Origin of the sequence: Achromobacter sp. ACRQX (assembly GCF_022346505.1) — a bacterium.
Lineage (GTDB): Bacteria > Pseudomonadota > Gammaproteobacteria > Burkholderiales > Burkholderiaceae_B > Achromobacter > Achromobacter animicus.
Genome location: NZ_JAKRML010000021.1, coordinates 90,231 through 104,864, shown reverse-complemented (window position 1 = coordinate 104,864; position 14,634 = coordinate 90,231). Strand labels below are relative to the sequence as shown.

The window sequence follows — 14,634 nt, the reverse complement described above, 5'->3', positions numbered from 1 at the left end:
GAACCAGTTCGCCGTGATTTATGCAGAACGCTTCACTGACCCGTATCGCTGAGATAGCATCAATAAGCCTGATAGAACCAACTATCACGCTTCTAACGCCTCAAACACAAAAATACTGACAGTCCCGGTTCCACAACTGCGATGGAGACGCCTTCCTTGATGATGAGACCTCCGCCTGGCGTCGCGCCACGGACTTTCCATTTCTCCGCACGCAGATCGTCCCAATCATAGCTAGCGGTGGTCACGTATGCGCGCTCGAAGGGATTCCACCATACAGAATGGAAGTCATAGATGTATACCTTGCGGCGTAGTCGATTGAATCGAAGCGGAAGATCGCGGGGCGGGGAGACTTCGGCACGATAGATAACCCACACTGTCCAGGCACAGATGGCAATTGACATTACAAAAAGCAGAAGAATGCCGACTCCAAGCAGGCCCACCCTCGCCGATGCCACCGCGTGGATAGTATTTGCGACCAGGCCTGAATGCTCGAGGAAGGACCATGGGATAAGCAGTGAAAGGAAGAAGGGAACACCGCGAATACTCGACGTATTCCGAGCAAATTCAACATACGTCTCATCCATATGATTCGGAGCCTTCCAGAGCAGCAAGGGAGGTTCACTGAGAGGGTCATTGGGGGCAGGCAAATCGCGTTGCCAGCCGACGCAGGGGGGGATCAGCTGAGGTCTTGCCATCAGAGCTCTTCCGTGATTTCGATGGCGGCGAAGCCAGCGCTATCACTCATATCCGGCCAGAACGCCACGACCAACGTTGCCGATTTGATCTTGTTGAGGTGATCCAGCGAGTAGCGGCCGCTGAGGACTGGCCGAGAAGACGTTGGTTTCGTCTCCCCGTCCAGCGTGTAATCCGGCCTACTCAGGGCGGAAACCTGGATGGTGTCCCTGCCGTCGTTAAACTGCCCTGATGCCATGACGTGGGAAGTCAGAACAGGGATACGCTTACCGTCTTGCGCTAAACCAAAACGCTCAGTGGTGAGCGTAAATTGGTAGCGTGATCGTTCGGCATCGAAGCCGGGTAGGGTTGCGCTGTAAACAAGCAGTTTGACATTCTCGGTTGCGCCGCCGTGTTTGAGAACCTCAATGTCTTCAACGTAGAGCTCATCATTTGATCTAGCCCGTCGTTCTTCGGAGAAACGGAGGTCAACATCCATACCGAGCACTGCGGCATTGAGTGCGGCGATGGCGACGTCCATGTCATTTGCATCGCGCCAGCGATCATTGCTTTTTGTTTGGCCGAAGTAGCATCGCCGGGCCCACTTTTCCAATGCGTCAGATTCGAGGCTCTTTGCTATTTGTAGTATCCCGTAGGCGAGGAGGCCTACAGCAATGCCCGCTCCCAACGCGCCGAACAGCGCGAGCAAGCCTGCTGCTCCCCCCGCAGTCAGGGCTGTCGCAGCCAGTGATAAAAAGGCGGAAACTATGTAGGTGCCGGCGGCACCTACATCACCTGCTTTGGATACGCGCATAGCCGCACTAAAACTCGCACCGGCATCCGCAATTCCCGCCAAAGCTGAAATGGCTCCACCAACCATCACCATCTTCGAGCCCAACCCCACCACACGAGTTAGCACAGGAGTTTTCTCCGCGCCCCATCGCAACATAAAGCCCCTGGCGGCGTCCGCCGGCACCTTTATCGCCAGCCCGGCCGCTTCCACACTCGCTCCCATGAAGCCCAGAGCTACGCTATAAAACGCTGCGACGGCCTCCGGATGCTGCGCTCCCACCTTCGCATCCAGGTCGGCAATCGCGCTTTTCAAACTGTCCCGTAGAAAGTGCAGCCCGATAAAAGATAAGCCGCCGTCCACGCTACCGACGGCCAGGCCCTTTAAGCTCGCAAAGGTGCTGCCGGCGACACGTCGAGCTCCCGCTGCGCCAACCTGCATTCCATTTAGCACCGCGGCCGCTGCGGGTTCCAGATTTTTCAGGCCGGCATTAACTTGACGTAAGGCATGTTGAGATTCCCGCTTGATATCCTGCCCAAGTGCGCCGGCTGCTTGCTTGATGTCCTGCGCACCCTCCTGGGCTTCCCGGCTGAAATCCAAGATGCGTTCCCTGACCTCTTCGGCAGTTCCATGCGCCCATAGCGTGACGTTGATGAGCACATTGCGGACGTTGGCATTCGGGATTGTGATCAAACTACCCAGCAGCATGGCGCGTGCGCGCTTTCCGGCCGCCTTTTGGGCCGAGTTGGCATGCTCACGGATCTCGCTCGACAGCAGCTCGAAGCACTCCCCCACCGTGAGCTGGATGGTGATCTGGGTGAACTTGGCTTTACCGTATAGCCAGGCGGCGCCGGACTGGAGGTTGTCCAACGCCGCCTTGGCGCCGATGCTCAGGGTGTTTTCGAGGCGGTTGCTCGCATCGTGGATGGCCGCCAACAGCTGGTCTGCGGCTTCAACAACAAGCGCGCTGCGCCAATCGCCACCCTCCTTGCTGGTGGCGACCATTTTTATCGCGTCAAAGTACTTTTTGCCTGCCTCGGAGGGCATTGCGTCCGTGAACTGCGGTTCGAAGGCTTGCTGCAAGTCGCTGTGTTGCCCGTTGAGTGCGGTATAGGCCGGGCTACCACCGTCGGACAGAAGGTCTTGCCAAGCCTGATTGCTGGGACCCAACACTTCTCGAGTGGGCTTCTCGCCAGCTTCTCTCTCGTCCGCCGCTTTGGTTTGCTGGGGCGGGGCATCCGTAATGCCGCCCGCGAGACAAGCCGCGGCGGTGTTCAGGCGGCATTGCTGCGAACGAGAATCGGAATCCGCATAGTCCAGGGCCATGATCCGGCGCCAGCTAGCGCCCGTCACCAAGTCGGCCCAGTCGGTTGCATAGGCGTCGATCTGCTTCTGAAAGTTCTCGTCTTCCTTGTCGTACGCATCCTGAAAGGTCTTTCGTCCCGCAGGGCCAGTTTCCCAGTAACGATCTTCTAGCCGGGCCATGCGACGCGCGGTCTCGCGATTGACCACGCCAGCACGTTGTTGTGCTGGGTCGTGGAATACGGGCGGGACGCCGGATTCGCTGGACGTCCAGTAATCGCTGGGTGGCGGCGGCGGCGGGTGTGCAGCCTCGACCTGCTGAGCGATGTAAGCCTTGATGCCGAGCAGGCACTGAGAGGTGAGATAGGCATACCGCCTTGTGGGTTCTTCACGCCACCGCTGACGCATCGTGTTGACGGAGAGCCGCAGGCTGTTGAGCTCAGCAGCCATTCCCACCGGGTCGGGCAGGACGAGGCCGGCCACTCCCTTTGGAAGCCCATGCTGCTTTTCGAGCATGCGCAGTTGCGCCTGCATGGCTTCCAAGCGCGCATGACGGGGATGCCAATCATGAACGCTACCGAAATCGTGGGTGCCGATCGCATACTCGGCGACATGCTGGTGGAGATCATCGCCGTTCTCAAGGGCAAGCGCCTGGTTGCCACCAGTCGGATCTTGCTTGAGCGTCAAGAGGTTGACCACCCTGAACCGTTCACGATAATCAGCCGGCAGTGCCTTTCCATCAACGTATTTACCGGTGCGATAAGCATCGAGCGTCGCCTTCGGCCAAGGATCTTGTGAAAACGCGATCCAGGCTTGCTTATGCGTTGCGGTGTCGATATTGATGAATGCCGCGCGCAGATCATGGCCCGCGTCCACGCATGAGGTGGCTAGCGGCTCGGGCTTCGCCCGCGGCATGGAGAATGGATTGAACTGGCGTAAGTACCCTTCCGGGGTGACCTGATAGGCATGCCAGATTTCTTTGTCCAGCAAGACGTAGACATAACCTTGCCGCAGTACGCGCAATGCAGTCTGAATTGATTTTTGACTCAGTGCGCCATGCTGGCTGAGCCCGTCGGTGACCGGCATGATTGCAAGGCGTAGCGGCAGGATCGGTAAACCGGTACGTTCGCAGGCGGCGCAAGTGCCGGTGGGATTGGGAGCCGCCTGGCGCCGGGCCTGGGTCAGGGTTTTGCTGGTGTTCATGTGTAGTCCGCGGCGGGAGGTAATGACGCAACGATGCGTTGCCACGCAAAGTCGTCGTAGCTTTCAAAACGCGCTTGCAATGTGGACTGGCCTGCGGCTGCGATCGCGATATCGGCTTGAACTTTTGGATGCCGTGGAAGACCGGGATGAATGAACACGATGTGTGCACAGGTCGATGATGTCTGCGCTTTGGCGTAATCCCAGTTTGCGAGCGTCGCGGATCATCCGGAATGCATGCACGGCGGCTTGCGGCGGCAGAATCGTGACGCCACGCCAGCGCATGGGGGCATACGGCATCGGAAGCGTTAACGCCAGGCGCCACACATCCAGGAAGTCGCCAACGAGCGGGGCTAGTTGTTGAGCCTGTCGAGCTAGCACGAGTTCTTCCGTGCCGGCCCCGGTGGGAGCACCGCGAAGCAAGGTGTAGGTGCCCCAACTGGTCGGGCATAGCCAACGCTTTACCGGCCATAGCAGTGCAGGAAAGGCACGTTCCATCGATGCCGCGAGCAGTTCGAGTCGCAATGGCTCGAACCAGGGTGTCATCCGTTTGCCAGCCACAGGCTTGATGACATCCAGGCAGCGCGCAGCTAAGTGATCGGCAACGGTATTGATGGGCCGATCACTAGTCAGCCATCCGCAGACATAGCGCTTCCTATAACTTGCGTCGTCAATTGCATGACGTTCAGCGGATGCGAGCAGCGACATGTTCGCTGTGTCGCCAGGTGCCGCCAACTGTACGAGCGCGGGACACGCGTCTGGCGTATGGGCGAGGTCCGGCCGCATTATGGGCGTGATCGCCTGTGCGCCCAACGCTTGGGTCAACGATTGAATACTTAGAGGATCTGTTGGCGGACACGGCGACAGCGGGTCCAGCAAAAGGTAAAGATGGTCGTTGGATGCGCGTCCGTTACGGGCAAATTCCTGTACGGCGCTCCGCATCACCTGGCGCGCTCCATCGCTCTGCCGAAGTGAACGGCTGGCTCGGCCTTGGCCAGCGCCACTCCAAGCGGGATCGTCTCGGACAGGCATCCAGGCAGCGTGAATTTGACGAGCTGAAAGGGCGCTTCGCCGAGGGCGCTAGCGGAATGCAGATCGGTTTGAGTTGGCATGGCGAGCTTCCGGGTAGCGACGGACCGCACGGGTCGTCCTTGGTGCCAGATGGCACTACCGCTTTTAGAAGCTGCCAATACTGCGTGTAAATCAGAGGAGTCTTATTAATGAACCAAATTGACTGAGACACCAATGCTAAACACCATCCCGCGCCGCCGGCGCAACATTGGGTGTGACGGCCGCTGTCACCGCAGCCTCCTTCACCCGCCCGATGAACTTCCATCTCAACATCACCGCCGCAGCCGCAATCACCGCTGCGAGCACGGCGGACACCATCATTGCTGCTTTCGCGCCCTGCCATTCAATGACGAACGCATACGCAACAGGCGCCGCAGCGGTCAGTAGAAAACTGGGAATCAGCAACGCCCCAACCAGCGCGCCGTAGCTGCGAAAGTCAAAGAGCGCCAGCGGCAGCGTGCCGCGGGTGATGGTCAAGAGGCCGTTGCACGCGCCGTAGAGCAAGGTGTAGGCGGCGGTGGCGTAGAGGTTGCCGCCGGGGACGAGGGCGAGCAGGATGCACAGTGGGAGGACCAGGGCTACTGCCAGGTTGAGCGTCAGCGGATGAAGGCGGGCGCCGACGAGGACGTCGCCTAAACGAGCAGCGAATTGGCCGATGCCCCAGAGCGATGCGACGGTGACCGCGGCGGCGGTGGCCAGGCCCAGGCCGGTCAGCAGCGAGAAAAGGTGCGCGGCGTTGCCGGCTGCCAGGAAGTTGGTCAGCATCGCCATGACGGCGTAGAGGGTGCCGGCCAGGCGGCGTTCGGCGGCGGTGCGGGTGAGGCCGGTGGTGGCCCTGCCGGGGTCGGTGGTGGACGCGGTGTAGCGGCGGCGGGGCAGGGCCAGGTAGAACGGGATGGTGGCGAGGGCGAGGGCGGCGTAGCACCAGGCGGCGCCGCGCCAGCCAAGCCATTCGGCCAGGAAGTGGCCGACGGGCCACATGACGGTGGATGCCAGTCCGCCGAAGAGGGTGATCTGGGACATGGGCCTGCGGGCGGCGGGGCCGGCGGCGCGGGCCAGCGCGGCGAAGGCGGCGTCGTAGAGGCACAGGCGCATGCCGACGCCGAGCGCGGCCCAGGCGGCGAAGTAGAGCGTGGGCGAGTGCGTGATGGCGAGCAGGGCGCAGCCGAGTGCGGATAGTGTGGCGCCTGCGGGCATGACGAGGTGGCCGCCCCAACGGTCCACCGCGGCGCCGGCGGCGGGGGAGACGAGGGCCATGACGACGATGGCGGCGGAGAAGCCGCCGTAGACGGTGGCGGTGCTCCAGCCGAGGTCGGCGGTCATGGCCGGGCCGAGCGCGCCGATGAGGTAGAAGGTGACGCCCCAGCCGATGAGCTGGGTCAGGCCCAGGCAGATGACGGCGCGGGCACGGATCATGGACGTTGCGGGGGCGTGGTGTCGCCGTCGCCGAGGCTGCGCTGCATGAGGACGGTGTCGCGCCATTCGCCGTGCTTGTGGCCCACGGACCGCAGGGTGCCGACGGGGTGAAAGCCCTGGCTGGCGTGCAGGGCAAGCGAAGCGGCGTTGCGGCTGTCTCCGACGACGGCAAGCATCTGCCGCCAGCCGGCGGCGGTGCAGCGCTCGACCAGGGCGGCGAGCAGCTTGCCGCCGATGCCGAGGCCGGCGCGGCCGGCCTTGACGTAGACAGAGTCTTCGACGGTGTGCCGGTAGGCGGGGCGCGGGCGGTAGGGGGTGACGTAGGCGTAGCCAACGACCTCGCCGTTGATCTCGGCCACGAGGTAAGGCATTTCCTTTTCTAGGACGCCGGCGCGGCGCTGGCGCATTTCGGCGATGGAGGGCGGCTCGAGTTCAAAGGACGCGGTGCCGTGCTGCACGTGATGCGCGTAGATGGTCTTGATGGCGGGCAGATCGGCTTCCGCGCTGTCGCGGATGAGGACGGTGGGCGAATGGGGCGACATGGAAATGGCCGGAGATTTAGTAGGCAATCGGGTGTGCAAGGCGCCGCACCAACGGACACATGAGTTGGGAGGTGTCCGAGGGTGGGAGTACGCAGGGCCGATCGAAAACGCCAGTGTGGGCCAAGCTGATTCATTAATAAAGCTTTGGTCTATTATGATTTGCATAAGCAAAACTTTGGTTAGATCATGCGCGGCTTGAATCTGGACCACTTGCGCACGTTTGCGCAGGTCATCGAACTGGGCAGTTTTTCCGCCGCCGCGGAACGAGCGGGCGTGACGCAGCCCGCCGTCAGTCTGCAGATCCGCCAGCTGGAGCGGCGTTTCGGGCTGAAGTTGGTGGAGCGCGTGGGACGCCGCGCGGGGCCGACGGCGGCGGGGCGGGAATTGCTGGCCCATATCCGCGTGATCGAGGGCGCGATTGCGCAGGCCGAGCAGGCGATGGCGTCGCATGCGTCGCAGGTGTCGGGGCGGATCCGGCTTGGCACGGGCGCGACGGCGTGCACCTATCTGCTGCCGCCGGTGCTGGCGGATCTGCGTCAGCGGTTTCCGGCGCTGGACATCGTGGCCAGCACGGGCAATACGGCGGACATGCTGCGCGGGCTGGAGGCCAATACGTTGGATATCGTGCTGATCACGCTGCCGGCGCCGGGCCGCATGTTCCAGGCGACGCCGGTGATGGAGGACGAGTTCGTGGCGATCTTTCCTTCGCGCGATCCGGCCGCCATCCCTGAGGTCGTGACGCCGCAGTCGCTGGCGCGGCTGCCGCTGGTGCTGTTCGAGCCGGGCGCACGCACGCGACGGCTGGTGGATGACTGGTTCGAGGCGGCGGGCGTGGCGGCCAAGCCGATCATGGAGCTGGGCAGCACGGAGGCGATGAAGGAGATCGTGGGGGCGGGGCTGGGCTGCGCGGTGCTGCCCCGGCTGGCGGTATCCGGCGCCGGACGGCGTGACGCGCTTGAAGTGCGTTCGCTGACGCCAAGGCTGTCGCGCGATCTGGCGATCGTCCTGCGGCGCGACAAGCCGCTCAGCCGCGGGCTGCGGCATTTGCAGGACGCGCTGCTGGCGTTGGGGGGGCGGGCGTCATGACGGCTTCACGCAGGTCCGGCTCGACTCGTGTGGCGCCTTCGATCGCTAGGGCTTCTACCGTTTCTACGACCCGAACGACGCGTACAAGTCCTACGACCACTACGACTCCTTCGGTCGCTACAGCCCCTTCGCTACATAAGACCCGGATGGCCCGTACGAGCCATACGACGCGACCCCTCGCCGAACCCGATCTCTATCCCTACGAATCCTCGCGCCGTCCGCTGGCGGGGCTGGCCATCGACTATCCCGACGGTCACCGGGTCAAGCGACACCGCCATCGGCGCGGCCAGCTCGTGTACGCGATGTCGGGCGTGATGGTAGTGGATACGGACGCGGGCATCTGGGTCGTGCCGCCGACGCGCGGCGTGTGGGTGCCGGCGTGGGTGTCGCACGGCATTCGCATGAGCGGCGAACCGCGCATGCGCACCGTTTTCGTCGAGCCGGGGGCGGCGGCACACCTGCCGGCGCAGTGCTGTGTGCTGTCCGTGTCACCGCTGCTGCGCGAATTGATGGCGGCCGCTGCCGAGGTGCCGCTGGATTGGGAGCCGGACACGCGCGACGGGCGGCTGATGATGCTGCTGCTGGATGAGTTGCGCCAGGAACCCGTGCTGCCGCTGCATCTGCCACAGCCGTCGGAACCCCGGCTGGCGCGCATCTGCCGCGCCATTGTGCGCCATCCGGAACGGCAGGACGGGGCAGCGGACTGGGCGCGGGAATTGGGCGTGGATCCCAAGACGGTGCACCGGCTCTTCGTGCGCCACACGGGTATGACGTTCGGCCGTTGGCGCCAGCAGGCAAGGCTTTTGGCGGCGATGGAGCGGTTGGCGCGGGGTGATCGGGTGCTGGATGTGGCGCTGGACCTGGGGTACGAAAGCCCCAGCGCATTCGCAGCGATGTTCCGCAAGGCGCTGGGGGAGTCGCCCAGCGCTTTCGCGGCGCGCGGCGTGGCGTCCGCCTGATGGCCGCCGGCGGGCCGGCTGGTGGCCGGCCGACCGCCGCGCGTCCGTTTCCGGGGCGCGCACGGGCGGCCGGGTGCGGAAGCAGCGTATTATTTAGCGTTTTGCCGCCCACGCTAACAGCTACAGCCTGAGACAGATCATGCCGCACTACCGCTCCCGCACTTCGACCCACGGCCGCAACATGGCCGGCGCCCGCGCCTTGTGGCGCGCAACCGGCATGAAGGATGGCGACTTCGGCAAGCCGATCATCGCCGTGGTGAACTCGTTCACGCAGTTCGTTCCGGGCCACGTGCATCTGCGCGACCTGGGCGCGCTGGTGGCCAAGGAAATCGAAGCCGCCGGCGGCGTCGCCAAGGAATTCAACACCATCGCCGTGGACGATGGCATCGCCATGGGTCACGGCGGCATGCTGTATTCGCTGCCGTCGCGCGAACTGATCGCGGACTCGGTGGAATACATGGTCAACGCGCACTGCGCCGACGCCATGGTCTGCATCTCGAACTGCGACAAGATCACCCCGGGGATGCTGATGGCCGCCATGCGCCTGAACATCCCGGTCGTGTTCGTGTCGGGCGGTCCGATGGAAGCGGGCAAGGTCAAGTCGCCGACCGACGGCAAGGTCATCGCCAAGATCGACCTCGTCGACGCCATGATCAAGGCCGCCGACCCCAACGTGTCGGACGCCGAAGTGGCCGAAGTCGAACGCAGCGCCTGCCCCACGTGCGGCTCCTGTTCCGGCATGTTCACCGCCAACTCGATGAACTGCCTGACCGAAGCCATCGGTCTGGCGTTGCCCGGCAACGGCACCATCGTCGCCACGCACGCCTGGCGCAAGGGCCTGTTTGAACAAGCTGGCCGCCTGGTCGTGGACCTGTGCCGCCGCTACTACGTCGAAGAAGACGAATCGGTCCTGCCGCGCAACATCGCCACCAAGAGCGCGTTCCAGAACGCGATGGCGCTGGATGTGGCGATGGGCGGGTCGACCAACACCGTGCTGCACTTGCTGGCCGCGGCACAGGAAGCCGGCGTGGACTTCACCATGGCCGACATCGACCGCATCTCGCGCAAGGTGCCGTGCCTGTGCAAGGCAGCGCCCGCCACCGACAAGTACCACATCGAAGACGTGCACCGCGCTGGCGGCATCCTGGGCATCCTGGGTGAACTGGCGCGCGCCGACCTGCTGGATCTGTCCTGCGGCAACGTGCACAGCGGAACGCTGGGCAACGCCATCCAGAAATGGGACGTGGCCGGCGACGCGGGCGAAGAAGCCAAGAAGTTCTACCGTGCAGCCCCCGGCGGCATCCCGACCACGGTCGCCTTCAGCCAGGACGCCACGTTCCTGACGCTGGACACCGACCGCAAGACGGGCTGCATCCGCAGCAAGGAAAGCGCCTATTCCAAGGACGGCGGCTTGGCCGTGCTGTACGGCAACCTCGCTGAAAAGGGTTGCATCGTCAAGACGGCCGGCGTGGACGAATCGCAGTGGGTCTTCACGGGGCGCGCGCGCGTCTTCGAAAGCCAGGACGACGCCGTCGAAGGCATCCTGGGCGACAAGGTCGTGGCGGGCGACGTGGTGGTGATCCGCTACGAAGGCCCCAAGGGCGGCCCCGGCATGCAGGAAATGCTGTATCCCACGTCCTACCTGAAGTCCAAGGGCCTGGGCAAGACCTGCGCGCTCTTCACCGACGGCCGCTTCTCGGGCGGCTCGTCGGGCCTGGTGATCGGCCATGCCTCGCCGGAAGCGGCGGAAGGCGGCACGATCGGTCTGGTCGAAGAAGGCGACACGATCGAGATCGACATCCCCAACCGCAAGATTCACCTGGCCGTTTCCGACGAGGAACTGGCCTGCCGCCGCGCCGCCATGGACGCGCGCGCCGACGGCTGGGAGCCGGTGGGCCGCGAACGCGTGGTGTCGCAGGCGCTGCAGGCGTATGCGGCGCTGGCCACGTCGGCCGACCGCGGCGCGGTGCGCGATCTGTCGCAGCTCAAGCTGAAGGGCAAGCGCTGATCGGTTGATGGCGAGTTGTTGTGAAAGGCGGCGCACTTGGTGCGCCGTTTTTTTTTCAACTGACGATATTCGATGCGCATCTTGCTGTTGCCTGCATCGGGAAAGCGAGGATCAATTACAGCTTGCACGTTGTATTTTTGAAATACAGCTTATGAGTTGTATTTGATAAATACAGCCTACATTGCGTATTCCAGTTTTACAACCTAGAATCTGTAAACCTCACCTTCAAGGGCTGGCATGTCCGACTTCACCGTCCGCACGGCGGACCAGCTTCCCGCCTTGCTCCGGGCATTCCGCAAACAGGCTGGCATGACCCAGGCCGAAGCTGCGCTGCGTTTGGGCGTCACGCAGCAAACGCTTTCGGCGTTTGAGCGCAATGCCGGCAAGCTTGGCGCTGACAGGTTGCTGGAGATTCTCGGCATCCTGGGCGTGGAAGTCGTGTTGCGGCAACGGGAAAAATCCTCCGCGTCCAAAACATCGGCCACACCGGATTGGTAGCCATGGGCCGACGATCGCACCACCGCGCTCTGGATCTCTGGATGAACGGGGACTTCGTGGGCGTCTGGAGCGTCCAGCCCCAGATCGGCGAGACGCTCCAGTACGACGAGGCATGGACTGCCTCGGGCCGGGGGCGGCCACTTTCGCTTTCGCTCCCCTTCACGCCGGGCAACCCGCCGCATCGCGGACAGATCGTGCGCAGCTATTTCGAGAATCTGCTGCCCGACAGCCAGAACATTCGCGAACGCGTCGCGCGGCGGTTCCAGGCGGGTTCCACTGATGCGTTCTCGTTGTTGGCCGAAGTTGGTCGGGATTGTGTGGGCGCTGTTCAGGTCATGCCCCGCGGCGTGGCGCCTGACCCCGTGACGCAGGTCGACGCCATTCCCCTCAGCGATGCGCAAGTGGCCCAGGCGCTGCGCAGCACCCTGATTCCCGGACCTTTGGGCGGGCGCAATGCGGACGCCGATGACGGGTTCCGCATCTCGATCGCCGGGGCCCAGGAAAAGACGGCCATGCTGTGGCTCGATGGCCGTTGGTGCAGACCTCACGGCGCCACCCCGACCACGCATATCTTCAAGATGCCGCTCGGCCTCGTCGGCAACCTGAAGTTCGACATGAGCCATTCGGTGGAGAACGAGTGGCTGTGTTCCGAGATTCTCCATGCCTACGGGCTGCCGGTGGCGCGCACCCAGCCGTTGATGTTCGAAGACATGAAGGTGCTGGCGGTCGAGCGGTTCGACCGCCTGTGGTGGCGCAACGATGATGGCAAGCGCTGGCTGATCCGCCTGCCGCAGGAAGACATGTGCCAGGCGACGGGCACGCCGCCGCATCTGAAGTACGAATCGGACGGCGGCCCCGGCATGCGCAGCATCATGAAGCTGCTGGCCACCTCGCGCGACCCCGATCGCGACCGGCGGACGTTTTTCCAGTCGCAGGTCCTGTTCTGGATGCTGCGCGCCACGGATGGCCACGCGAAGAACTTCAGCATTTTTCTGCGACCCGGCGGCGCGTACGAGCTCACGCCGTTGTACGACGTACTGTCTGCCTATCCCGTCATCGGTACCGGCGCCAACCAGCTGTCGCCGTTCAAGGCACGCATGGCCATGGCTGTGCGCACCAAGAACACCCACTGGCTCATGCGCGACATTCTGCGGCGGCATTGGCTTGCGGTCGGTGCGGAACATGGAGTCGTGGCGCCGGACGGCCGGAGCGTGGAGACGGTGGTCGACGATCTGGTTTCGCGTACGCCGCACGTGGTGCGCGCGGTGCGAGAAATTTTGCCGCCCGCGTTTCCCGAGCACGTGGCCGATACCATCCTCCAGGGGCTGCAGGCCGCGGCAGACAGACTGGCGGGATAGCCAAGGCGTGCATGCGGCACGGCGCTAGATGCCTCGGAATGAGAATAATTGCTATTATTCGCGTCTTCCCGATCTTCGCCCGGCTCGAATGTCTGCATCGCTCAAGCGCAAGCAAGGCTGGCTCGCTCATTACCGCGAGTTGCTTGGCGCATGGCGCAACAAGAATTCGCCGGATGGCGAGGATGCCGTTCAGGACGTGGCGGTGAAGCTGCTTGAACGCGGCATCGTGGATATCGAGGAACCGCGCGCGTATCTGGCGCGCGGCGTCTCAAATGGCGTGATCGACCAGCACCGGCGCCGTGCCATCCTGCCGGTGCGGGCAATCGATGAGCTTGCCGAGCGTGAGCATCCGACGGTGGCGGACGGGCAGTCCGCGTACTACGCTGGCGAACTGTTGACGGCGCTGATGGCGGCGCTGCAGGAGCTACCGCCTGCCTGTCAGCGCGTCTATCTGCAGCACCGGCTGGAAGGCTGGACCCATGCCGAGATTGCGGCGGATATGGGTATTTCGCGCAGTATGGTCGAAAAGCACATGATCCGTGCGCTGCAACACATCGGTGAAAGGCTGAAGCAGCATGCGCCGTCCGATTAAGATGATTTCCCGATGACCCGCCAAGACGAATCCTCCGCCGACGAACTGCGTGCCCGCGCGGCGCAATGGTTCGCGCGTGTCCAGTCGGGGGAGGCTACGCACGACGAGATCGACGCCTGTGCGTCATGGCGTCGCGCCCACCCCTTGCACGACGAGGCATATCGCAAGATCGAGTATCTGTGGCGGGCCACGGATCAGTTGCCGCAAGACGAGCTGCGCGCCATGCTGGCCGCCAGCCGTGCCGCGACAAGCGGTGCGCCAACGCCGCGCCGCCGCGTATTCGGATGGGCGGCGGCCGCTTGCACGGCGGCTGCGGTGGCGGCGGTGGCAGTACCCCTGCTCAACAGCGAGGCGCCGTCCTACCGCGCGGCTTTTCAGACCCAGGCCGGCGAACGGCGCGAGGTGACACTGCCGGATGGATCGGTCGTCAGCCTGAACGTGAACACGCGCCTGGAAGTCGCCTTCTTTGAAGGGCGACGCGATATCACGCTGACGTCGGGTCAGGCTTTTTTTGCCGTTCAGCACGATGGCGAGCGCCAATTCGTCGTGCATGCGCCGGCGGTGACCGTGACCGTGACCGGTACACGCTTCGACGTGCGCTCGGACGATTCGCGGGTGGCGGTGGAGTCGGGTTCGGTGCAGGTCACCACGGGTCGCTGGTGGAACCGGGCCGAGCGTCAGCTCATCGCCGGGCAATCGGTCGAACGTGACGGAGATGGGCTGTTGAGTGCCGCGACACCCGTTCAGATCGAAAACCTGTTGGCGTGGCGGCAGGGCAAGATCGTATTCCGAAATGCGCCGCTGGCGCAGGTGGTGGCCGAGATGAACCGCTACCTGGAACATCCCGCCAAACTCGATGCCCCCGCGCTGCGCGACTATCGCGTGGCCGGCGTTTTCAGTATCGATAAGCCGCAAGACATTCTGGCCGCCTTGCCGGCCGTTGCGCCGGTTCAGGTACGCCCACTGGCCGGCGGCGGCGCAGTCATTGTGCCGCGCTGACAGCGGCGCCTCCCCATTGCTCCATGCGCAAGTCCCTGCCGGACCGCGGACGCCGCGCGTGGCCATAATCGGCACGGTTACAAAATAGTTTTCATTTGCGTTGAGGTGTTTGCCGCGCCCGCTCGTTTGTTCCTACGAGGG

The 14,634-nt window shown here is 63.7% G+C and carries 13 protein-coding genes; 7 read left to right on the top strand and 6 right to left on the bottom strand.

From position 1 onward, the window contains the following. Positions 1–92 precede the first annotated feature (92 nt). From MHZ91_RS18860 to MHZ91_RS18835, 6 genes are all read right to left on the bottom strand, one after another. The gene (locus MHZ91_RS18860; RefSeq protein WP_239215177.1) at positions 93–695 is read right to left on the bottom strand and encodes a DUF6708 domain-containing protein; all 603 of its coding nucleotides are present in this window, start codon (positions 693–695) and stop codon (positions 93–95) included. Further along, positions 695–3,967 (bottom strand): T6SS effector BTH_I2691 family protein, encoded by a 3,273-nt coding sequence (locus MHZ91_RS18855; RefSeq protein ID WP_239215175.1) that lies wholly within the window; start codon positions 3,965–3,967, stop codon positions 695–697. Before MHZ91_RS18855 ends, MHZ91_RS18860 begins: the two co-directional genes overlap by 1 nt. A gap of 63 nt (positions 3,968–4,030) precedes the next feature. After that, positions 4,031–4,672, bottom strand: a complete 642-nt coding sequence (locus MHZ91_RS18850; RefSeq protein WP_239215173.1) for a hypothetical protein — start codon at positions 4,670–4,672, stop codon at positions 4,031–4,033. Positions 4,673–4,905: 233 nt separating this feature from the next. Continuing rightward, positions 4,906–5,076 (bottom strand): hypothetical protein, encoded by a 171-nt coding sequence (locus MHZ91_RS18845; RefSeq protein ID WP_239215171.1) that lies wholly within the window; start codon positions 5,074–5,076, stop codon positions 4,906–4,908. 136 nt (positions 5,077–5,212) lie between these two features. After that, positions 5,213–6,451, bottom strand: a complete 1,239-nt coding sequence (locus tag MHZ91_RS18840) for an MFS transporter (protein ID WP_239215169.1) — start codon at positions 6,449–6,451, stop codon at positions 5,213–5,215. Beyond that, a complete protein-coding gene (locus MHZ91_RS18835; RefSeq protein WP_175122177.1) occupies positions 6,448–6,993 on the bottom strand; it encodes a GNAT family N-acetyltransferase in 546 nt (181 codons plus the stop codon). The genes MHZ91_RS18840 and MHZ91_RS18835 overlap by 4 nt, the downstream gene beginning before the upstream one ends. Positions 6,994–7,179: 186 nt before the next feature. On the opposite strand from MHZ91_RS18835, the gene MHZ91_RS18830 reads away from it, so the two are divergent. From MHZ91_RS18830 to MHZ91_RS18800, 7 genes are all read left to right on the top strand, one after another. After that, positions 7,180–8,079 (top strand): LysR family transcriptional regulator, encoded by a 900-nt coding sequence (locus MHZ91_RS18830; RefSeq protein WP_239215167.1) that lies wholly within the window; start codon positions 7,180–7,182, stop codon positions 8,077–8,079. A 146-nt stretch (positions 8,080–8,225) separates the two neighbouring features. Further along, positions 8,226–9,038, top strand: coding sequence for a helix-turn-helix domain-containing protein (locus tag MHZ91_RS18825; RefSeq protein WP_239215165.1), 813 nt, complete (start codon positions 8,226–8,228; stop codon positions 9,036–9,038). 139 nt (positions 9,039–9,177) lie between these two features. Further along, positions 9,178–11,046 carry a dihydroxy-acid dehydratase gene (gene ilvD, locus MHZ91_RS18820; protein ID WP_239215163.1) on the top strand — a complete coding sequence of 623 codons (1,869 nt, stop codon included), beginning with the start codon at positions 9,178–9,180 and terminating at the stop codon, positions 11,044–11,046. Positions 11,047–11,283: 237 nt separating this feature from the next. Continuing rightward, complete coding sequence (locus MHZ91_RS18815) at positions 11,284–11,544, top strand: helix-turn-helix transcriptional regulator (protein ID WP_175139537.1); 261 nt, start codon at positions 11,284–11,286, stop codon at positions 11,542–11,544. Positions 11,545–11,585: 41 nt separating this feature from the next. After that, entirely contained in the window at positions 11,586–12,902 is a 1,317-nt protein-coding gene (locus tag MHZ91_RS18810; RefSeq protein WP_239215161.1) for a type II toxin-antitoxin system HipA family toxin, read from the top strand. Positions 12,903–12,930: 28 nt separating this feature from the next. After that, entirely contained in the window at positions 12,931–13,494 is a 564-nt protein-coding gene (locus MHZ91_RS18805) for a sigma-70 family RNA polymerase sigma factor (protein WP_239215159.1), read from the top strand. A gap of 12 nt (positions 13,495–13,506) precedes the next feature. Further along, a complete protein-coding gene (locus MHZ91_RS18800; RefSeq protein ID WP_239215157.1) occupies positions 13,507–14,493 on the top strand; it encodes a FecR domain-containing protein in 987 nt (328 codons plus the stop codon). Positions 14,494–14,634: the final 141 nt, after the last annotated feature.